The 22,954-nt window shown below is 37.5% G+C and carries 19 protein-coding genes; 3 read left to right on the plus strand and 16 right to left on the minus strand.

From position 1 onward, the window contains the following. Window positions 1-43: 43 nt before the first annotated feature. The 5 genes from mraZ to B5D25_RS08585 form a co-directional block, all read right to left on the minus strand. Complete coding sequence (gene mraZ, locus B5D25_RS08565) at window positions 44-496, minus strand: division/cell wall cluster transcriptional repressor MraZ (RefSeq protein WP_242870217.1); 453 nt, start codon at window positions 494-496, stop codon at window positions 44-46. A 314-nt stretch (window positions 497-810) separates the two neighbouring features. Beyond that, window positions 811-1,776 carry a prolipoprotein diacylglyceryl transferase gene (lgt, locus tag B5D25_RS08570; protein ID WP_078787555.1) on the minus strand — a complete coding sequence of 322 codons (966 nt, stop codon included), beginning with the start codon at window positions 1,774-1,776 and terminating at the stop codon, window positions 811-813. A 93-nt stretch (window positions 1,777-1,869) separates the two neighbouring features. Continuing rightward, complete coding sequence (gene ychF, locus B5D25_RS08575; RefSeq protein ID WP_078787556.1) at window positions 1,870-2,970, minus strand: redox-regulated ATPase YchF; 1,101 nt, start codon at window positions 2,968-2,970, stop codon at window positions 1,870-1,872. A gap of 570 nt (window positions 2,971-3,540) precedes the next feature. After that, window positions 3,541-4,302 (minus strand): EFR1 family ferrodoxin, encoded by a 762-nt coding sequence (locus tag B5D25_RS08580; protein WP_078787557.1) that lies wholly within the window; start codon window positions 4,300-4,302, stop codon window positions 3,541-3,543. 39 nt (window positions 4,303-4,341) lie between these two features. Beyond that, the gene (locus tag B5D25_RS08585; protein WP_159444123.1) at window positions 4,342-4,899 is read right to left on the minus strand and encodes a TetR/AcrR family transcriptional regulator; all 558 of its coding nucleotides are present in this window, start codon (window positions 4,897-4,899) and stop codon (window positions 4,342-4,344) included. Window positions 4,900-5,402: 503 nt separating this feature from the next. Here B5D25_RS08585 and B5D25_RS08590 point away from each other — a divergent pair. Further along, on the plus strand, window positions 5,403-6,026 hold the full coding sequence (locus B5D25_RS08590; protein WP_078787559.1) for a TetR/AcrR family transcriptional regulator: 624 nt from the start codon (window positions 5,403-5,405) through the stop codon (window positions 6,024-6,026). Continuing rightward, entirely contained in the window at window positions 6,019-6,672 is a 654-nt protein-coding gene (locus tag B5D25_RS08595; protein ID WP_078787560.1) for a DUF998 domain-containing protein, read from the plus strand. Before B5D25_RS08590 ends, B5D25_RS08595 begins: the two co-directional genes overlap by 8 nt. Window positions 6,673-6,680: 8 nt before the next feature. Here B5D25_RS08595 and B5D25_RS08600 read toward each other — a convergent pair whose 3' ends face one another. From B5D25_RS08600 to B5D25_RS08635, 8 genes are all read right to left on the minus strand, one after another. Continuing rightward, window positions 6,681-7,787, minus strand: coding sequence for a helix-turn-helix domain-containing protein (locus B5D25_RS08600; protein WP_159444124.1), 1,107 nt, complete (start codon window positions 7,785-7,787; stop codon window positions 6,681-6,683). Next, window positions 7,768-9,051 carry an MFS transporter gene (locus B5D25_RS08605; protein ID WP_078787562.1) on the minus strand — a complete coding sequence of 428 codons (1,284 nt, stop codon included), beginning with the start codon at window positions 9,049-9,051 and terminating at the stop codon, window positions 7,768-7,770. The genes B5D25_RS08600 and B5D25_RS08605 overlap by 20 nt, the downstream gene beginning before the upstream one ends. Before the next feature lie 183 nt (window positions 9,052-9,234). After that, window positions 9,235-10,935, minus strand: coding sequence for a FliH/SctL family protein (locus tag B5D25_RS08610; protein WP_078787563.1), 1,701 nt, complete (start codon window positions 10,933-10,935; stop codon window positions 9,235-9,237). 406 nt (window positions 10,936-11,341) lie between these two features. Further along, window positions 11,342-11,767: a hypothetical protein gene (locus B5D25_RS13245; RefSeq protein WP_341443639.1), complete on the minus strand. Its 426-nt coding sequence runs from the start codon at window positions 11,765-11,767 to the stop codon at window positions 11,342-11,344. Window positions 11,768-11,780: 13 nt separating this feature from the next. Next, window positions 11,781-12,548 (minus strand): GNAT family N-acetyltransferase, encoded by a 768-nt coding sequence (locus B5D25_RS08620; RefSeq protein WP_078787564.1) that lies wholly within the window; start codon window positions 12,546-12,548, stop codon window positions 11,781-11,783. 212 nt (window positions 12,549-12,760) lie between these two features. Beyond that, complete coding sequence (locus B5D25_RS08625; RefSeq protein WP_078787565.1) at window positions 12,761-13,873, minus strand: alpha/beta hydrolase; 1,113 nt, start codon at window positions 13,871-13,873, stop codon at window positions 12,761-12,763. Between the two features lie 35 nt (window positions 13,874-13,908). Then, window positions 13,909-14,778: a flagellin lysine-N-methylase gene (gene fliB / locus B5D25_RS08630; RefSeq protein WP_078787566.1), complete on the minus strand. Its 870-nt coding sequence runs from the start codon at window positions 14,776-14,778 to the stop codon at window positions 13,909-13,911. Between the two features lie 35 nt (window positions 14,779-14,813). Then, window positions 14,814-15,410 carry a hydrolase gene (locus B5D25_RS08635; protein ID WP_078787567.1) on the minus strand — a complete coding sequence of 199 codons (597 nt, stop codon included), beginning with the start codon at window positions 15,408-15,410 and terminating at the stop codon, window positions 14,814-14,816. 354 nt (window positions 15,411-15,764) lie between these two features. On the opposite strand from B5D25_RS08635, the gene B5D25_RS08640 reads away from it, so the two are divergent. Then, window positions 15,765-16,988 carry an argininosuccinate synthase gene (locus B5D25_RS08640; RefSeq protein WP_078787568.1) on the plus strand — a complete coding sequence of 408 codons (1,224 nt, stop codon included), beginning with the start codon at window positions 15,765-15,767 and terminating at the stop codon, window positions 16,986-16,988. 82 nt (window positions 16,989-17,070) lie between these two features. On the opposite strand, the gene B5D25_RS08645 is transcribed toward B5D25_RS08640, so the two are convergent. The 3 genes from B5D25_RS08645 to B5D25_RS08660 form a co-directional block, all read right to left on the minus strand. Continuing rightward, window positions 17,071-18,552: an AAA family ATPase gene (locus B5D25_RS08645; RefSeq protein ID WP_078787569.1), complete on the minus strand. Its 1,482-nt coding sequence runs from the start codon at window positions 18,550-18,552 to the stop codon at window positions 17,071-17,073. A 143-nt stretch (window positions 18,553-18,695) separates the two neighbouring features. After that, on the minus strand, window positions 18,696-20,006 hold the full coding sequence (locus B5D25_RS13115; RefSeq protein ID WP_242870218.1) for an HAD-IA family hydrolase: 1,311 nt from the start codon (window positions 20,004-20,006) through the stop codon (window positions 18,696-18,698). A 126-nt stretch (window positions 20,007-20,132) separates the two neighbouring features. Then, entirely contained in the window at window positions 20,133-22,922 is a 2,790-nt protein-coding gene (locus B5D25_RS08660) for a glycoside hydrolase family 3 protein (protein WP_078787570.1), read from the minus strand. Window positions 22,923-22,954 lie beyond the last annotated feature (32 nt).

Genomic DNA, 22,954 nt, shown 5'->3' on the forward strand with positions numbered 1-22,954 from the left:
ACCATTTCCGATATGCGCCGGCATTCAGTCTGATATCTGTCTTCTAGAATCCAAAATCAAAATCTGACTCTTCCAGCATCTTCTTAATATTCTCTTTCGAAAGTTCAGGCTGACTGAATATCTCATTCCATTTATCTTTACTCCAGATTTCAGCCTTCTCACCGTTACCAACAATAACTACTTCCTTATCAAGTCCAAGTTCATCTCTGAAGGACTGTGGAATAAGTGTTCTTCCCTGTGAATCTATCTCTGAATCACAAGCATTTGCCTGAAAAAGTCTTTTGATATTTCTTGCCAGTTCTTTCTTATTGCCTAAAGCTCTTAACTTTTCGGTGAAGTTATCCCATTCTTCAATACTGTAAAGATAGATACATTCTTCGAATCCGATTGTCATAACAAACTGTCTTCCTAAAGCATCTCTGAGTTTTGCAGGGATAATGACTCTGCCCTTGGCATCAATATTGTGATTGTAATTGCCTATCATACTTCTGGACAAAGTCTTCTCCTCCTTTCGACATACTTTTCGGAAATCTGGTTACGAAATGTTGTTTATAAGTTATCCACATTTCAAACAACTTATCCACCACTTCGCTCCCCACGATGGTATTTACCCACCATTTCACTCCACCTGACATTAATATTACATTAAACAATTAGCTTTTTCAAGTGCGATTTCCTATTTTTAAACATTATTTTTGCAACATTTTTCATAAAATTTACCCTTGTTTATTGGTAATTTGCACAACAAAAAAGCTACCCGAAGGTAGCTTTTTCTATATATAGTGTTGTGGCGCGATTTCCCACCTATATTTAGTTATTTTCCGTTTCTGTGGCCTTTTCCTCCACTTTGATCCTGTGACAAGGCAGCTCCTTACCACCGGCAATTCTTTTCCTATTATATATCATTACCCCAAGTGCACCGAAGAAACATATAAATGCAACAACCTGTGATATTTTAAACGGCCCCATCATAAGAGTGTCTGTTCTTATTCCTTCGATCCAGAATCTTCCAAGACCGTATCCCATTATATAAATGAGTGCCAGTTCACCATCATATTTCTTTTTCCTTCTATATAAGAAGATAAATATAAGAATGGCAAGATTCCAAAGTGCTTCAAAAAGGAATGTCGGATAAACCGTAATACATTTTTGTCCATTTATAATCTCAGGATTTTCAATCATTTTCCTACTGATTATTCCACTTTCCATATACATATCAAATGTATCATATTTATCATTTGCAAAATAATCAATTGGTAAAGCCATCCTGATAAATGAACTTGTATACTCACCAAATACTTCTCTGTTGAAGAAATTTCCTGTTCTTCCAAGAATCTGTCCAATCAACACTCCCATACAAACTGTATCGCCCATAAGAGGAAGACTGAGTTTTCTCTTCTTATTAAAAATATATGCAACTATAGCACCTGCTATCAGGCCGCCGTATATAGCAAGTCCGCCTCCTCTAATATTTATGAGATCAATTAAAGTTTCTTTGAAACCTCTTCCTTTGATGAAGTATTCTTTCCAGTTGAATATTATATAATATAATCTCGCTCCTAAAATGCATGGAATAATCATCCACAAAAAGAAATCAAGATAATCTTCCGGATCCTGACCACTCTTTTTTGCTTCTCTTCCGGAAATAAAAAGAGCTAAGAAGAATCCCAAAGTGATAACGAATGCATAAAGTTTAATCTCAATACCGAATATATATATCGAAGTAGGAACATTTCCAAATTTAATTCCTAACCCCGGAAAACTAATACCGTTCATTCTACCGCCTTTCTGTCCAAGTCCTGAATCTGTCCAAATGTATCCGTCCTATAAGTTTTCAATCATCTCAGGAACTCCCATTGGCTTTATTTATTAGACATTGAACTTGAAAAGTACTACATCGCCATCCTGAACAACGTACTCTTTTCCTTCCTGTCGAACAAGTCCTTTTTCCTTAGCAGCAGTCATGCTACCGGAATTAATAAGATCATCATAACTTACTACTTCTGCTTTGATAAATCCTCTTTCAAAATCAGAATGAATTTTACCAGCAGCCTGTGGTGCCTTAGTTCCTTTCTTAATTGTCCATGCTCTTGACTCTGTCTCACCTGCAGTAAGGTATGATATAAGTCCAAGTAAGCTGTAACTTGCTTTAATAAGCTTATCAAGTCCTGATTCTGTAAGTCCCAATGCATCAAGATATTCCATCTTCTCTGCATCATCAAGCTCTGATATTTCAGCCTCCATCTTTGCACAGACTGTAAATACTTCACAATCTGTTTCAGCTGCATAATCACGAACCTTTTTTACATATTCATTTGAAGCTCCCTCATCAGCCATATCATCTTCAGCAACATTTGCTGCAAATATAACAGGAAGAGCTGTAAGAAGGCTGTACTCATGAAGCCAGGCTTTTTCATCGTCATCATCTGAAAGTTCAAATGTTCTGATAGGCTGATTGTCCTCAAGATGCTTCTTAAGCTTGCCCTGGAATTCATACTCCTTAGCAGCTGTCTTATCATTTCTTGAAAGCTTAACTGTCTTAGCCATACGTCTCTCAAGCACTTCAAGATCCGAGAAAATAAGCTCAATATTGATTGTTTCAATATCACGGATCGGATCAACCGAACCTTCTACATGAACAACGTCTGTATCTTCAAAGCATCTTACAACATGTACGATCGCATCACATTCACGAATATTTGAAAGGAACTGGTTACCAAGTCCCTCACCTTTAGATGCTCCTTTAACAAGTCCGGCAATGTCTACGAACTCGATAACCGCCGGTGTTGTCTTAGCAGAATTATACATCTCAGTAAGTGTATCCAGACGTTTATCCGGAACAGCAACTATTCCAACATTCGGATCAATAGTAGCAAATGGATAATTAGCCGCAAGTGCTCCCGCCTTTGTAAGTGAATTGAAAAGTGTTGATTTTCCTACATTTGGTAAACCTACTATACCAAGTTTCATATTATTCTCATATCTCCTTTATCTGTCTATACGCCTTTTCAAGCGGTTTATTTAAAACTATGAGCTGATACAGTATTTTTTAACTGCACCAGCTCATCAATGTTATCATAATTATGGTTGCTTTTCAATCAATGACTTTAAGTTTCCTATTTCTCCGCCTCTACATATCCACCATTCTTATAGCTTGAATGAGTCTTTCCGATGACAAAACCAACTTTCTTCATTTCGTCAAGCAAGGTATAATCGTTGCATTTATCTTATCATTTATTTTATCATTTATCTTATCATTTGCATAGAAACAAATGATAAAATAAAAAAACTCTCGGGGATGTTAAAAGATTAGAAAAGCTTTCCCATCTTTTAATATTCCCGAGAGTGATATATTCGTATTAGGGCTCATATTGATATAACATCTATTTTCATTTTTGCGTACCATTTACGTACCAGTTTTCCCGAAAATATATAAAGATATATTGAATTATATCGGAATAGACGCCTTTGCTAAGTTCAGTATCTATAAGGCTTTATGAGCATTTAATCAACTATATGGAGATTTATATGAAACATCAATCAGCAATATTTTTCGTATCCGCACTGTTCGTGGACTTTTTTTCCAAGTAGTGTGATTGCCTGTTTCGGACAATTATCTATACAGCGATAACACATTGTGCAGTTAGGACCAGCAATCGCCTTCCCATCCTTTATTTCTAAATTATTCATAGGACAAAGTTTAGAACAAAGTCCACATCCGACACAACTATCACTAACTTTCACCTTATCTGTATAACCCGTAGTCTTGTTATAAAACCACAGTCTCTGTCCAAACAGACCAGCCATATGATAAAGGAAAGATAATCCTTCCTTTGGGTAAATTCCTTCTTCTCTTATCTTCTTTCCAACTCGTTCTATCTTTTCATCAGTTTTTACGATGGTCTGATGATTCTTATCAACAGGCTTTTTCAGTAACTTGACATCACCGATGGAGTCAGGCATCAGGAGATGAAGCCCGCCGATTATCTCAGCATTATATTTCTTAAGCAGTCTCGCTGCACAACCCGCTCCATCGCCCGAAAATAGAGCCATAGTCGAAACGCAGAATATCTTCTTCCCGCTCCAAATCGATGAATTCTTATTTATGTAGTCCCTGACCATATAAGGGATATTCGAAAACTGTGTTGGATATCCTAGTATAATTGAATCACTTTCTTTTATCTTATCTATAGAAATATCCGATTCTAAAGGAAATGCCTCTGCCCCCGGTTCTATTATCGAAAGCAGCTTTTCCACACAGTGTTTTGTATTTCCAGTTCCACTTAAATATATTCCTATCATATTGGGGATTCCTCCTAAACCCGAAAACAACCAGTTTCTTTAGAGGCTGAGCATATCTAGAACCTTCTCAACTTCTTTTTCCAGTTTTTCCTCTTCAAACATCTCACACACAGCACATATATCAGTAAGCCCCTGAACTGTCGCCCACAACAGAATCGTCTTGTAGAATACCTCTTTACCTTTGATTCCAAAAGCACCAAGAGTTTCCTTTACAGCTCCTGAAAATATCTGATAAGGGCGATACTCTTCCACAATAATCCCTTCATCTGAAAACATAAATTGATGATAATGTGGATTCTCTACGAAAAACATCACATAACATTTCCCCAGTTCCAAAAGACGTTTCTCAGGATTCTTGCAGTTATCAATACTTTTCTGAAGCACATCAGAGAATATATCTTCAACATAAGCTCTTGCCTGAATCAAAAAATCCCCTTTATTCTTAAAATGTGCATAGGGTGCTGCACTGCTGACACCACAGACAGTAGCCAATTTCCTCATAGACAGATTTTCTATCCCATTCAGACTGATATACTTTATTCCCTGTTCAATAAGTTCATTTTTCAGATTCCCATGATGGTAAGGTTTTTCACTCATAACACAACCTCCTAAATTCATTTTCATATCGATGCAAATAATCTTATCAGTGCATATAATCCTATCTAAAAATATAATCTTATCACTGTTTAGATACTATCATCCAATCTTATCACTGTCAAGATTGAAATTCACAATAAAAATACCCTCCTTACTGGTTATCTGTAAAGAGGGTACATATCATTTACTCATAGACGCCTTAACGCTGTTACATTTTCATTATTTAGATTCTTTTGAATATTACGGTGCGGTAACACCGCAATATTCAATTTTGCAACTGAACAAAATCACACACCTGCCGATCAAAGAAGCAAATGCATAGATGAAATCACTTTTAAATTACTATTGACAAATAAACTAATGTTCGTTAGTATAATAACTAATACACGTAAGCATAATTATAAATAGTTGTATATGACTATCCATAGTTATTCACGATTATTTATGGTTATTCGTAATTATTTATGATCGATATAGAATCTGTCAAAAGGAGAACAGTGAAAATGAACAGAAAAGAAGAAATACTCCATGCAACACTGACACTTGCAGCAGAGAATGGAATGAAGGGAGTATCCATGTCTCAGATAGCTGATAAGGTCGGGATTAAAGCGCCGTCACTGTACAATCATTTTAAATCTAAAGACGACATTATAAAGGAGATGTATCTATTCTTTAGAGAACAGGCCCAGAAAGGAAGCGGTTCAGTACAAATGGATATATCGAAACTGATGGATAAAAATATAGAAGAAATACTGCTTGGATCTGTTTCGGCATATATGGGAATTGTCACAGATAAAAATATGCTTCAATTCTTCAAAGTTCTCTATTCTGAAAGAACCACAAATCCTGTAGCAGCTCAGATAATCGTAGAAGAAACAGAGCGTATGATTAACGCTTCCAAAAACATGTTTTATGCATTTGTTGTTCACGGCAAAGCAAAAAAAGACAACATAGATGTTGCCGCGATGACGTATTCATTAACAATCCATTCACTTATAGATTACAGAATGGATATGTTAACCGCCGGAATAATAAATGAATTCGGAGAAGATGGGAATCCCGTCCCAAAAAACATAATAGATTTTATAAGATGGTTCAGCCATCAGATAGGAGTATACGATGAATAAGAAACTAATCAATTGGATAGGTCTTTTAGGTATAGGAGCACTTATATCATATGCTGTTGCAGCTTATTTTTGCAGAGCCGCATTTCCGGGATATAACTGGATGGAGTCTGCGGTAAGTGATCTCTCAGCAAGAACAGCACCTTCCAGTGCACTTTGGGATAAGCTTTCAGCAGTATTCGCTGTGGGTATAGTATGTGATACATGCGTTGCTATTTATGTAGCAGAAAAAAAAATCTCAACAAAACTTTTTCGAGTTGGAATATATATGTTTGTCATAAAAAGTTGGATATCTAAGATAGGATATACTATGTTTCCTCTTGATGATGCAGGTAAAGAAATCAAAGGTTTTAACGAAATAATGCATATGGTTGTTACTGCATTTGTCGTAGGACTTTCTGTTATATCTCTGATCATATTGTTTATCGTCGGCATCAAAAGAAAGGAAGTTAGAGACATTGGAATATGGGCAGCAATATCTTTTGTTATGATGTTAATAGGGCCTGTAGGAATGGCCTCTTTCCCACCGAAATATTTTGGTATAGCCGAAAGATTCAGCATTTATGCATCTATTATATTTAGTGCGATTCTCGGATTATATCTTTTTAGCGGTTTCAAAAAAGCCTTGATATGTACCCAACCGGATTGATATTATATTTACTGAGCAGTACCGATCCAATAATCCTCAATCTTCTTTATGATTTTTTTATCAAGTCCCTCTACACCCAAAAACTGATCATTAAGGCTTTCGATAACACCGTTATATGCACTTGCTCCGAAACTGTCTATAGCCACAAATGATTTCTTCATATTGTGGTAAAACTTGAAATTCCGAGCCACATCATTTGATGAATTCTCATCAAATTCAAGTGCAAGTTTTTTTCCGGTTTTCAGACATTCCAACATCATTTTATCGTCCTTTAAAGCTGCATATAAATATGCCTTCATAACCATAATCAAAACCTCATATTTATTGAAATATCCCACTTTATCTGTCTTATAGTATTCTATGGTCTGAAGCACTGAATCAGCAAGATTAAGTCCCTCATTATATTTATCTTTCTTACCGATGCCGGCAAGTGCCAGCATCATATATATTGCGGAAGTAATAAGACCGAAGAGATTTCCGATCATGGCATTTGTGCTGTAATTCAGCGACTCTTCCACATTCATGTCTTTTAGCAGAATGAAGGAAATCATCGAATTATTCACACCGGCGTAATTATTTTCCTTAAAAATCTTCAACGCTTTCCGGTTGTCAAAAAAAAGATAATTTGTCGCAATCATATTGCTGATGGTGAAATCATTTATATTCGGATCATCATTCTGTGCAAGATAATCTTTCGACTTTTCAAATAAATGAATTGATTCTTTCGCAGCCTCGATATCCTTACATTCAACAGCCTTAACATAATACATTTTGGCCGCTGTATAAACTACAGTAAAATCATGCGGATATCTGCTAAGCCCATCCTTTGCAATGGATTCTGCCTCCATAAACATATGCTTCACAGTATACGAGTTAATCTCATCTACAATATTCTTCACTCTCTTAGAAGATATTTCATAACCAAGCAGAACATCTACGGATACGTCAAAAAAATCAGCAAGTATTGTCAGCATAACAATGTCCGGAGTATTATTTCCATTCTCCCATTTGGAAACTGCACCCACTGTAACCCCCAGAAATTCAGCCAGCTCCTCCTGAGTCATCCCCTTATTTTTTCTAAGTTTCTTGATATTATCATATAGTGTTAACTTCATATATTTTCTCCTCATGTTTATCGAGTTTTGGATTTATCATCATAAGGATCACTGTAAATGTCACTGTTGCTATTCCGCAAATGATGATAAGTGTTGAAGTCGATAAGATAGATTTTGCCCATCCTACAGCCATCGATGTCACAGGTATTGCCGCCGTTGAAAGTGATACAAATACTGCAGACGAACGTGATATATATTTGGAATCAACATTCGAAATGAATTCAATATTTATTCTTCCTGAGATAAAACTTACGGAAAGTGTTATGATCACAATGCATACTCCGGCAAAAATGTATTTCAGCTGATCTATATTAATGATAATCCCCATCATAGGAAGAAGCATTGTTCCGAGTCCCAAAATAAAACTGAATACCAAAATTGTTTTCTTAACTGTGAACTTCTTGCTGACTACCGGTATCAATGCCGAACCAAGAATCGCCCCTACAGAACCTGCCATACCGATAACACTGAGAAGGCCGCTTCCCATTTTGTAGCATTCCTTTACAAGAGGTGCCTGAAGTGCATTTATCGGAACAAGCATAAAATTCAGCATAACTGCGATAATGCAGTAATTCCAAATAAGGGATTCTTTCTTGATATAGCAGAGCCCTTCCTTCAGAGTTGTAAAATACTTTTCTTTATTTACACTCTGCATCTCCTCTTCATTATTTCCTTTAACTTTTATAGTCATTATGATAAATGCAGCAATGAAAAATGTTACTATATCTATAATTACAACTGTGAAAATGCCTGTTTTTGCTATAAGAACTCCTGCTGTTCCTGTTCCCACAAATGAAACAACACCTGACATCATAGTATTGAAACTAAGTCCGTGTGAAAGAAGTTCCTGCTTTATAACTTTCGGAATAAATGCAGTACTTGCAGGCATATTAAATGCTTCGATTGAAGTTACAGCAAATGTAAATCCTGCCATTATCCAGCCATTCATCGTTCCTGAGAGATATACCGCAAGAAATCCAACCAGCAACAATCCTCTCATTATATGCGTAATGACTATCACCTTTTTCTTATCCAGTCTTTCTACTATTGCTCCTGCAAATGGCTGGACGATAACATTTGGAAGAATATTCATTCCAAAGATAATAGCTGACCAAACTCCACTGTGTGTCACCTGATAGACAAGCCATGTGAATGCAACGGCATCCAGAGAATCCCCAAATCTATTGATCATTGTTGATATAAGAAGTTTCCTATATCCTGATTCTTTTAAAATCGCCTTGTAATTTACCTTCTTATCAGTCATAAATCATACCTCCTAAATATTTATTGTTTATGACTTAATTCTAACTTGAAGGCAGTTTAATTATAACATACTCTTTGTACAACTAGTATATAAATTATTTTCCGTATCGGAAAGTTTATTTATTTACCCATAAAAATACCCTCCTTACCGTTTTACCGGTAAAGAGGGTCAGATCATACATAATTATTTAACATCTATAATAAATGACTGAGTACGTCTTTCTTCTTTACTATCATATTTGCTGATTGTAATTTTAAATTGTCCGGCATTATCTACTCCTACACAAGCCTGGGCATTGCATGTCTCTCCCACCGCAACTACATTAGGGTGATTTTCTACATTTCCCGGATAGTTGTAAGCAAGAAATCCTTTATTATCTATAATCGTATCAGTAATACTTACATATAAACCATCTTCATATTTACTTTCATAACCAAGATTTTTATAAGTATAATCAATCAAATAAACTGCTTCCGGGTTAAGTTCGCTAAACCCATTACGCTCTGTAACTTCTTTAACTCCATTAATTGTTATTTCCCACTGATCGTCAACTTTCCATGTTTCTCCAACCTTTAAAGTATTTTTTTCATCAAATGCCGACTTAGTACTGGTTGGAAAACTTTCACTTTTCGCTCCCGGCTCCATAACAAAACATGCCTTGTGACATTCATTGTCGGTATCATATCTCTCAACATAAACCTTAAATGTACCCTCATTCTCAACACCTACAGCATTATAGCAGATACAAGTCGAGCCGACAGTTGCCCGTCTAGGGTAGAAATCAATGGAAGCAGGATATGAATAACCTTCCACTCCCTTGTTATCTACTACATTTCCATCAAGTGAAATGTAAAGACCATCGGAATAATCCGGCTCAAAACCATTGTTAGAATATGCATATTTTATCTTGTAGACAGCCTTTGGATTTTTATCGCTGTATTCATTACGTTCATCTATTTTTTCTACACCGAGTACAGTTACTGTCCACTGATCATCAACTGTCCAGGTTTCTCCAACCTTGTACTCTTCCACATCTTCATCCGGCTGATAAGGTTGATTTACCCATGTACTTTCTTCTGTTGTCATACCAAAAATATCTTCTGTTGTTACACCGAAAATATCCGTAGTCGGATCCCCTGAAGCATACTTCTTATTGTCAGGCTTATCCGAATTCTGGCTGATTATAAGTATTACTACACCAATAATTATTATAAGACCAACAGCTATACAAGCATATTTGAGCATCTTAGGATTGCCCGTTTTACCTGCCGGATTATTATTGTTCATATTTGCCTGAATAGTTTCACGTACAGGTTGACTTACTCCCATATTCTGACCATTTGGTCGGGACGAATCTTTATATTCGAGAGCAGGCTTTCCTGACAATACCGGCTGGCCAAATCCTTGTGCACCATTTGGCTGCATTCCTTGATTAAATCCTGCCGTTCCATTTGGCTGCATTCCCGGATTAAATCCTGCCGCTCCGTTTGGCTGCATTCCCGGATCAAATCCTGCCGCTCCATTTGGCTGCATTCCCAGATTAAATCCTGCCGCTCCGTTTGGCTGCATTCCCGGATCAAATCCTGCCGCTCCGTTTGGCTGCATCCCCTGATTAAATCCTACCGCTCCGTTTGGCTGCATCCCCTGATTAAATCCTGCTGCTCCGTTTGGCTGCATCCCCTGATTAAATCCTGCTGCTCCGCCCGGCTGAGCCTGATCATCAAAATTCTGCGTATTTAACTGATTTTGATTATTAAATGTTGATGCGGCATCGCCTGCATTTTGAATAAAATTCTCCTGCGCCGAATCATCAATCGATTTACCGCACTTTGGACATGATGAGAGAGTTATAGGAATCTCTGCACCACAATATGGACATTTCATTACTTTTTCCTCCTAAATACTTTTTACCTTCATATTTGATCTTGTAGGATTTCCTACAAATATATGTCAAAAGAGGGCTAGTGATCAATTAAAAATTTATCCCTAACCCCTCCCATATATTCATATTAGAACGCCTGCAACCAGGTGAATGCTCCACATCGCCTACGCTATAGAAAAAAGAGTCACACAGGTTATCCGGCCGAAACCGGACTCGCAATGAACAGGCGTTACAATCTGATTTAAATCGAATCGTTTTTCTGCTTTAATTTATCATATCTGTTTTACTCTGACAAGATATATAAACCACTTCACTTTAACCAGTACCGATTCATGGACAAATTTTTTATATATACTCTATGTTGGTTATCTTTCCGTCATCCCATTCCAATTTTTTAATTATAGTCTCTTAGTATTCCTTTTTTATCTCTGTCAGCTTATATATCTCTTTAAACTTTGCTAAATCCCTATCATCTTTAATCAACATAACCTCAGTGAAATGCCCGTCTTCTTTGCTCTTAAAACCTGCTAACTGCTCCCCGTTACATATACTGCATTTAATTACAGCTATCTGTTTTTCCGGGTCAAACGGTATGTCTTCACTAAGATATTTCTCATAATATGGTTTCTTACCAAAATCCTGCTTCATTTCAATGATAAATACAATGAGGAATCCTAAAAGAATGATTCCTCCGGCGATACTGAATCCCCAATAGAAAACATCTGTGGCAACCCAAATAACAGCAGGTAGTAATAGCCCTATAACTAAAGATATTGCTATCCATGCCGGTCCAAAATGAATGGAATTGATTTTAGGAATCCTAATCTTACGCATACTTTTCAACCTTTTATTTATTGATCTCTTCTATAACTGATAATGGTTTTATAGTCATTTCAACCCAAGTCGGTATAAATCCGCACTTGATTGCATTTCCGACTGAACGGATATTTGACCAGGCTGTACAATAAAATGGAACCTTATCTCTCTTCAGTATCTCTTTAATAAGTCTGCCTGTTGTTGCTGAAGCTATACCTTTTCTTCTATAAGCCGGGAGTACATCAATACCTATCTGCCACATTTCATCTGCATCAGCCGAACATGCTGCAAATCCTATCAACTCACCGTCTTTATATGCTCCAACTCCAAGGACATCCAGTTCTTTTCTTGCTTCACAGAGCGCATTACTCCACTCAGGGAGATATAATCCTGAAAAATCTTTTTGCTCCAGAACCTTAAATTCAAGATCCGAAGGCTTTTCATTAAGCAGCTCCAGTCTTGGCAAGTAATACTCTGCCATATAGCAGACTCCGTATCCCAACGGTCTGATCTTATCATTTAACCAATCCATATTCGGCATTTCAAATAAATGATAAAATTCAAACTTATTCATATATTCTTCAACAATATCCTTTATATCATCCTGAACCGCTGCAACCACGTTATTGCCATAAGAAACAAAATTTCCCACAATCGGTTCACTGTAGTATTTCTTGGCATTTTTTCCAAGTTTGAATTGACAAAGGACATTTTCTGTCTTTGTAAAATCTTCGGCCTTACATCCCATGTCTTCTGCAGACTGTGCCATGGCAATCTGCATCATCTCTTCATTAGTCATTTTATTCCCCTTCTTTTAAACATTTCACGATTCACACAGGAAACATGCATATTCAAATTTAAATAGCCTTACTTCATTTCCAAATATTTCAAATGATCAAGGCTCTTTATATATACGTTCAGATTTCTGAATTTTCCGAACATAAAAAAATATTTCCGTCCTGAACAGAATCTCCGCTGATCAGATGACTGATACCTTCTCGGAATCCCGATTTATTTTACTTCAAATTTCATAACATCATTTGATTTAAGATCAGGTTTATCTTTGATCTTCTTAAGATGTGTATCAAAGAATTCAACGTGACATTTACATAAATTTTCATGCATTTTATCAGCCGGCAATTTTCCCACCATTGAACCGAACTTGATTGCATATTTCATATCAGAAAAACCGACATGCTTCATATTTTTGATAACCGCTTTATAAACCGGCTTACTATGATGCATATAACCTCTAGCCACAAGTTTCTCATTGGTTTCACTGGTTATCTGCATAAATGGTTTCTCCAGCGTTTTATCACTGTAATCACCGAAAAGCCCTCCATCTATATTGATTCCGCAGGCATATTTCGGATCATTCGTACAAAGGTAATATGCTATTGCCCCGCCAAATGAATGCCCTGTCAGACCGATCCCGTACTCAAAATCAATTATATCACTAAGATTCGTCTTTGCATAATCCACAACCGCATTTATGTCTTTCGCCCACTCAGGAAGACGTGATTTCATAAAGCCACCAAACCTATCCTGGTACTCATCAAATGCTTTTGCATTTTCCTCTTCCGTCCCCTTAAGTTTCATCAGCTTTCTCAAAGCAAGTAAATTGGCAATAAATGGTTTATTTGCATTTTTCAAAAGCTTATTGTCACAATATATAAATGTTCCATCATCATACTCTGTACAAAGTCCTTCAAGGGGATGGCCCACCGATATAACAACATATCCCTTTGATGCAAGTTCAATACAGAGAAATGAATTTCCCTCTCTGAACGACTGATAACCATGATTGAAAATGATCAGTGGAAACTTCTCTCCTTCTATCTTCGGCGCATCGGGATAGCATTCTGATTCATTATCTCCCGCTGCGGTCTTCTTGTCATAATTCATTGGAATCTTAAATGAATCCTTCAGTCCTTTAAACATTTCTCTGGACATATATTTAGATTTAGTAAGCCCTTTAACCGACTCCTTAAGTGCAGGATAATAAACTCTGGCCGATATACTTCTCATGGTCCCCGGACGAAGGATTTCCTCTCTATCGTCCATAACTGAGTATGTAAATGTTCCTACTGCATAAATTCCTGTTGGCTTTGGACCATTTTTCATTATTCTTTACCTCCGTATAAAAAGCAGTTCCCGCCCTAATAGAAACTGCTCAATTTATTTATGATCAATTCTATATTATCTTCATTATATTCTATCTGCTCGGACCAACGCCTCACTGCTTCAAGATCATCATGAAACTTATTAGCATAGAGCATAATAAATATAATACTGCAAATTGCATAATCTATAACTTTCTTATATCCATGCTGCTCTATCAGCTCCAGTTGTCTGAAAATAATATAATGATATATCACCTCAAATTTATTCAGATAATTATCATCTAAGTTTCCCGGAAAATCACTGAGACTTTCCTGAAGAAGCTTCACTTCATTTTCCCAGTTAGGATCAATAGGCTCAGTAGCAAGAAAAATATCCAATATTTTCTCCATTTGGCTTTCTTTCAGATGATCAGGAAGGATTTTTGAAAGCTCCAGGAATTTCTGTGGAATTTCTATTCCGAGCAGATCCAGCAGTTCTTTGAAACCAATCTTCTTCTTGGATTCACACATTATAAAATCCAAGTTTTTCTTTTCAAATATAAGTTCTGCAGCTCTTTCACAACTAAGACCAACACCTGCCATACTGTAGTCATTTATATCTACAAAAAATCTCGGATGAAGTCTGCATATATCACAAAGGCCATCCTCACCCAGCTCTTCGATTATCTTGCAAAGACCATTATCTTTAAGAAAAGGACATCTTTCATCCTCAGTCAACTTGAAGAAAGTATCTTCACCTTCCCGGATGTTCTGCCTTATCTCATTTCCAAGGTCCGTATTAATACTCATGTAATAATCAAGTGTATCATCATCTATATCTATCTCCCAGCCTTTACAACAGGAGTGTTTACATTTATCTGCCTTACATTTAAATTCCGTATATATCTCTGCATCTATATCTATCATCTATTCAGTATATCCTCTACACTCTAATAGCGTTTTTATTCCTCTGCCGTTACCTCTTCACTTATTAAGTCTTCAGTTGCAGCCATTGCCTGTAAAGTCATTGTAAGAAGCTTATCAAGTTCCCATCCTAACTGATCTGCACCACGCTCTATCACTTCTCTTGAACAACCTACAGCAAATCCTTTACTCTTGTATTTCTTCTTTAATGACTTAAGCTCCATATCTTTTGTGCTTTTGGATGGTCTCATCAGAGCCGCTGCCCATATAAGACCTGTAAGTTCGTCTGCAGCAAATAAAACCTTTTCCATCTCATGAATAGGCTCAACTTCGATTGTAACTCCATTTCCAACTGTTATTCCATATCCATGTGAACAAACAGAATGGATAATGTCATCGCCTACTCCACCATCTCTTAAAAGCTCCGGCGCCTTTAAGCAGTGCTCATCAGGATAGAGTTCAAAATCTATATCATGTAAAAGTCCGACTATCCCCCAATGTTCTGCCTCATCTGCGTATCCAAGTTCATTTGCATACCACTTCATAACGGCCTCAACTGTTAATGCATGGCGAATATGGAACATATCTTTATTATACTTCTTAAGTAACTCGAATGCCTCGTCTCTTGTTATCATTTTTTATTACCTCACTGCATATGATAATTTTATAATAAAGTTAAAAAGCATTTACTGCAAGAAGTAACCCATAACGTTTTTTTATACCCGATAATAGAATTTTCAAAAGTATAGAATAATTTATAAAAAACATTTATCTCTGACGTTACGTAATATTTTTATTGATATCATCACAGAGCAAGAGGAGGACTACAGGTAATACTACTGTTCAGATTTATTGCAGGTCCTAATGAAAAAATCAGAAGAAAAATCAAAGAATACTTTTCTTTTTCTTTAATATAAGTTATTATGAAGAGTGCAATTTTGTATAGTCTAAAATGAATAATTTATTTTAAAGAAAAGAGGTCAGTAAACATGGATAAAGTTGTTTTAGCCTATTCAGGCGGACTTGATACAACTGCGGTAATTCCGTGGTTAAAAGAAACATATGGTTATGAGGTTATCTGCTGCTGTATAGACTGCGGTCAGGGCGAAGAGCTTGATGGTCTTGAAGAGCGTGCACGTCTCTCAGGAGCTGCTAAGCTTTATATTGAAGATGTAGTTGATGATCTCTGCGAGAATTACATCATGCCATGTGTTCAGGCCGGTGCTGTATATGAGCATAAATATCTTATGGGTACTGCTATGGCAAGACCTACTATCGCTGCTAAGCTTGTTGAGATCGCTCGTAAAGAAAATGCAGTTGCAATCTGCCACGGTGCTACAGGTAAGGGAAATGATCAGATAAGATTCGAACTCGGAATCAAAGCACTTGCTCCTGATATCAAGGTTATTGCTCCATGGAGAGATGACAGATGGCAGATGGATTCACGCCAGGCCGAGATAGATTATTGTAAGGCTCACGGTATTGATCTTCCTTTCGGAACAGATCAGTCTTACAGCCGTGACAGAAATATTTGGCATATCAGCCATGAAGGACTTGAACTTGAAGATCCTTCACAGGCTCCTAACTATGATCATATGCTTGTTCTTGGAGTAACTCCTGAGAAAGCACCTGATGAAGATGTAGAGCTTACAATTAACTTTGAAAAAGGTATGCCTGTATCTCTTAATGGTAAGAAAATGAAGGTTTCTGATATCATCCGCGAACTTAATACAATCGGCGGAAAGCATGGTATCGGAATCGTTGATATCGTTGAGAACAGAGTTGTTGGTATGAAGAGCCGTGGAGTATATGAGACTCCTGGTGGAACAATTCTTATGGAAGCTCATCAGCAGCTCGAAGAACTTGTTCTTGATCGTGATACAATCGCTCTTAAGAAAGATCTTGGAAGCAAGCTTGCAAGCATCGTATATGAAGGTAAATGGTTTACTCCTGTCCGCGAAGCTATCTCAGCTTTCGTTGATGTAACTCAGCAGTATGTAACAGGTGAAGTTAAGCTTCGTCTTTACAAAGGTAACATTATTAAAGCAGGTACAACTTCTCCATATTCACTTTATAGCGAATCTCTTGCATCATTCACAACAGGTGATATGTATGATCATCATGATGCAGAAGGCTTCATCACACTTTGGGGACTTCCACTTAAGGTTCGTGCAATGAGAATGAATGAACTTAAGAAGGAAAACAAGAAATAATTCCAATAGGAATTTTTGAAATATGTACCATAAAGTACAAAGCAAAAATTGCCCACCGGTCTAATAAACCGGCGGGCATTTTTTATAATAAATCACGAATCATTTCTGCATCATAAACGACCGAATCAAGCTTTTCAACTTCTATTCTGTATAATGCATTTGCAGCTATATGCTCAGCTGCCTGTTCTATATCTCTTATACCTGATGTATTCTTGAATATATCCATTACCGCATCCAACGCTTCTTCTGTGATCACTATCTCTTCGCTTCGAAGTCCGATCCTCTTTAATACTTTCGGCATTGCAAAGCGTGAGAATATTACTCGTTTCTCTTCAAGCGTATAATCCGGAAGTTCAATAACAGCAAATCTTGACATAAGCGGTGCACTTATATCTGCCTTATTGTTAGCTGTTGCGATTGGATAAACACCGGTTGTTGGTATATTACATTCAACATAGTTATCTGTGAATCCCAGATTATCAAGCAGAGTCAGAAGAACATCGGCAGGATTTCCATTTCCTTTACCTGATGAAGCTTTATCAAGCTCATTTATGATAAATACCAAGTTTGAGCTTTCTGCATTCGCAAATGCTTCCATGATAAGTCCCGGTTTTGCATTTGCATATATACGTGAACTACCTGTAAGCTGCTCCGGATCATTTATCGAACTCATTTCCAGGGTAGTCCATGCCATTTTAAGAATTCTAGCTACGGCATATGCAATCTGTGACTTACCTGTTCCCGCAGGACCGATCAGAAGTATTCCGTATGCCGGTAATGTATGTGTACGATTTATCTGAATGATAGTTTCAATAATTCTCTGTTTTACGCTTTCAAGTCCATAGAGTTCGTCATCAAGGATTCGTCTTGCCTCAATCGGATCTATAGGCTGAAAATCTGTATTCTTCCACTGAATGCTGAGCATTATTGAAAGCGCTCTCTGAGCATGTCGTCTCTCTTCCGGAGTTACTTCCGAAGACTTTGCTACTGCAAGATTACGTCTTGCCCAGAGTCTTATATTATCCGGAAGTGTACTTCCCGCACATGTGAGATAATCTGTAATACTCTGAATGCTTGTAAGTCTCATATCATCTGCATCATCTACCTCATCCAGATCAACAGTCTCTTCTGATGGTGCATCGCTTTGAAGAAGGCGGTCAATCATAAACTGGAGGAATCCATTTTCTCCGGACAACTTTGATCCTCTAACAACCACTCCGGTTTCGAGAATCTTATATACTGCATAACCTCTTTCGGTTGTCTGACCCGAAAGACGTACCATTATATGATTATCACCAAGCCATTTTACAAGATTCTCAAATCTTGCATCGATCTCTAAGATATTATGTTTTGACTTTTCATCTTTATCATATATAAAGGCCGATCCTGCAGCCGGAACTTCAAACATACCATTTGAATGATGAACAAGCTTTGAATCTCTGTCTTCAAGAACCATTATCGGGTGCTGGGCACTTGTCGTTCTCTCACTTGAATACTGAAGTTTATAATTTCTCTCACCCTTTACTACTTCTTCCTTATTCCCATTAAAATCAAATACAGGCATGTAAATATTCTCCTCTCAAGGCGGTCCGTTTTAACCAAAATATCTGTATAAGTTTATCATACTGCATAGTTTTTGTTAAGTACTACGGTGATGTATTTCCGACTGAAAAAAAATATATGATCATTCAGATTTTGATCATTATTTCAGGCAGTAAGCTTTCTTCTAAGCTCGTTATATATATCCTCACCTACACCGATAGTTTTAAAGTATCCTTCCACACTTCCAAATTCTTCATAAAATAAATTCATAAAATCTTTTATATATGATTCCCTTGGAATGATGATATTCAGATCAAGGTCAGGATGATGTATTGCTGCCATCTTGAAACGTTCCTTGTTATATTCTTTGGTAAGCATATAATCATTCACAATTTCATCTTCAGGTACACCACAGAGCATAAGTAATATAGCTGATATAACACCGGTTCTATCCTTCCCGGCGGAGCAGTTAAACATCACTCCGGACTTGGCCTTCGCCATATAGGTAAATATATTCTTTAATGAAGGGGACTTGGCAATCTTCATATAGCTGCCAGGAACTGCCTCAACAGATTCAGGAACCTTTCCGCCTTCGACAATCGGGAAGTTTTTATAATCGAATCCTTCCATATCTGCAAAACCACTGGGACTACTACTAACTACATCTTCTTCCCTTACATCAATAATTGTTGTAATTCCATTTTCCTTTAAGAATTCTATATCATGTTCGCTAGGATAGTTTTGTTTATCACTTCTAAGTATTCTTAGATATTTTGTACTCTTACCATCTGAACAAAGATGACCTCCCAAATCTCTGGTATTCATCGTGGTTTCCAGTAAGCTTTTTGACTTCTCGTACCATTCCAATATATCTGCGACCTCACTAAGGCTGTCAGCTATAAAGTTTGGAAGTTCATCATCACTTTGTATCTTCCATAAACCACCGAACCCCTGCCTGATCCATAGAGTCTTCATTCCCAGTCCCTTTGCAGGAATGATATCATTATCTATTCTGTCTCCTATCATAAACGCTTGGTCAGCAGGACAATGCGAACGTTCTAGCGCTATCTCATATATTCTTTTATCCGGTTTTTCGACACCCTCTTCTGCAGATGCTATCACAAGATCTATGTATTTAAGCAGTCCAAATGCTTCAAGTCTATCAGCAGTTCCTAGTTTCTGATTAGCTATAATACCTATTTTATATCTCTGACTCAATTTCCTTAATACTTCTTCCGAATCTTTGTATAGTACTTCATATTCTGATTCCCACTTAGGAATAGGCACACCAAAAAACTTGGATATTTCCAAATCTCCCTTTTTATTCTGTGAATAAAACTCTAAAGCTTTATCAGTAATACTCTGAACCGAAACACCTGCTTCCTGAGCAATTTTTTCAAATCTTCGCTCATATACCTTTGATTCTTCCACTAGTGTTGAACCAACATCAAAAAATAACCATTTAATCTTATTCATGATTCTCCTTTATTTAAATCTTTGCTTCCCGTTATATGCCTTCAAGGTAAATCACTCAGTGTCTCTGAAGCCCCACAGCCAAATTCATATGTTTTCATTTCAAAGTCTCTTTTCTGTCTAATGCATTTAACAAATGTATTCCTCGAAGTTTTCTAAAGGTTCATCTTTCTCCGGCGCTTTTTGAAATGTAAACTTAAGTTCTTTTAGATCAAGACCACCATTCATGAACTTAAGTCTCATCACCCCGTACTTAGAATGAAAGAATATTTTCCTGCGGATACTAAGTTCTTCGCCGCCTCCATGGAAAGTGAAACTTCCGCAAGGGACACCTTGGAAGAATACTCCCACAGGTATCTGTGACAACCTGGACAGATCAGAATGCCCTATCATATCAATGTAGTAACATCCTCTCTTCTTCACATCAAAGCCAAGGAAATATACTGCTCCCTTGGTAGTATCAACCTGTGACAGATCGATCACTGTGCCATCTTCTACCTCAAAATACTCTACGTCAGATAAATCGTCACTTTCAAGTTCATCCTCGAATCCAACCACCTCAACCTTATAGTCTTCACCACAAAGTCTCTTCATAGCATTTGTATTCATAAGAACCCGGCAGATATTACCTGCCATTCTGGCAAGCTGACCTCTGGTGATAAGGCCTTCACTTAACGCCTGAAGAGTATCATCTCCCGTAGAATTAACTGAAGCATCAGGACATACGGCATAGAAATCATTTTGTGCAATAACAAGTCTCGAAAATGATGTTTTATCCACTACTCCGCCAACATCACCTATATTTGACCACCAGTCTGTCATCACGATGCCTTCGAAGCCCCATTCTTTTCTAAGTATATTTGTATTGAGATCATGACGCGAATTAGTCCAGATTCCATTTACCGGTCCATATGTTGTCATCACGGAATCAGCTCCCGCTTCTTTCACTGCAATCTCAAAGCCTTTAAGGTATATTTCTCTAAGTGCTCTTTCAGATATAACATTTTCTTCAGTATGTCTGCATGTTTCCTGATTATTACCACAAAAATGCTTAAGGGTTCCTGACACACCACTCTTCTTTAATCCTCTGATCTGAGCAGCCGCTATCTTACCTGTCACAAACGGATCTTCACTGAAGTATTCGAAATTTCTGCCGTTAAGCGGAAAACGATGAATATTCATACCGGGGCCAAGCAAAAAGTCTACATTATTTTTATTCATTTCCATACCTAGCATACTGTAGAGATCGGTATTAAGTTTTTCATTCCAGGTACAAGCTAAAAGTGTACCACTCGGAAGGCTGAATGCTCTGAATCCCGAATCAAGTCTCATACCGCTCGGTCCATCCGAACAGCATCCTGCAGGAATCCCAAAGTTCTTAAGGTTTTGGCTAAGTCCACCGAAAGCAGCAGCTGTACCCGGTGTGACCTTCGGACTTCCCATTCCCTCTCCTCTTATGATCACGGACAGATCCTCATCCGAAAGCTGTGCAAGAAAATCATCCATAGATGCCTTTCCGTCTCTTACATCCTTAAGTTTAATACCTTTGTCACCTGTATAATCTTTTGCAGAAGGCCTGTCTGCCATAGCTTCATCTGAATCTGAAAATGGCAATGCCTTAACTTCTTCTTTGCTGATAATAAATGCATTATCATTTGCAGCAGGTTTAATCCTCTCAAAGCTGACATTTGGTACCATCTGATGACTTAATTTCTCGATAATAACAGTTTCTTCCTGAGTATATGTTCCGACTTCTTTTATATCTCTGACATTCTGACCAACATAGAATGTATAATTACCTGCTTCCAATACATAGCATGCCTCGAAGCCTGTCACACCGGAGTCATCATATGAAGCAAATGTATATGGATCGATATCTATTGAAAGATTGCATTTTTCACCCGGCTTTAAAGTCTCGGTCTTAAGGAATCCAACAAGGCTAAGTGCAGGTTTTCCAAGCATACCCTGAGGTTTTGACACATAGAACTGCACCACTTCTTTACCGGCAACATTTCCGGTATTTGTGACTTCTGCATTTATACTTAATGAGTCGAGCTTCTCTAGATCTGTACTTCCCGGAGTCACATCGAAGCTTGTATACGATAATCCATATCCAAACGGGTACATCACCGCACTTTTATTGAAAGTCTCGTAATAACGGTATCCTACGTATATATCCTCTGCATAAATATTTCTTACAGTATCACCGAAATTGCCATATGCAGAAGCATCTTCTATATTTCTGATAATTGAGTCAGCCAATCGACCACTCGGACAAACTTTACCAATAAGAACATCAACACAGCCAAGTGCACCAACCTCGCCGCCCTGCCAAGCATAGAGTATTGCATCAGGAGATATCTCTTCAATCTCCTTCATATCAAGGATGGCACTTACATTCATGACAAGAACAACTTTGTCAAAAGCATTTCTTACTTTTCTGAGAAGATCAGCCTCATTCTCAGATAACTTGTACGCTCCTCTGTCATTTATATAATCCTGCTCCTCACCGGCAGTTCGTCCGATGATAACAAGCGCTGTATCCGAATCATCACTAGCCTTTTTGACCAGTTCCTCAGATACTTCCATTTCCACCTGAGACCATGGTTCATTGCCAAAGCCCACTCCGGGATCAAATGGATGTATCTCCTCAAACTGTTCATATATCTTATGAAGTTCCTCATTAATACAAATATTCTCAGCCTGCAACCCTTCTACAATACTCCAGACCTTCGGTACATTTACCATGCCTCCTGAGCCTGTTCCGCTCTTATAATAATTATTCTGCATTCGACCAAAGATTGAGATTTTCTCATTCTTCTTGATTGGAAGTACTTCTTTTTCATTTTTCAAAAGAACAACTCCCTCACATACAGCCTGTCTTGCAAGAGCCTCATACTTATCCCATTCCAATACCATAATACACTCTCCCAATCTGTATAATTCTATAT

The sequence above is a fragment of the Eubacterium ruminantium genome (assembly GCF_900167085.1).
In the GTDB taxonomy this organism is placed as follows: domain Bacteria; phylum Bacillota; class Clostridia; order Lachnospirales; family Lachnospiraceae; genus Eubacterium_Q; species Eubacterium_Q ruminantium.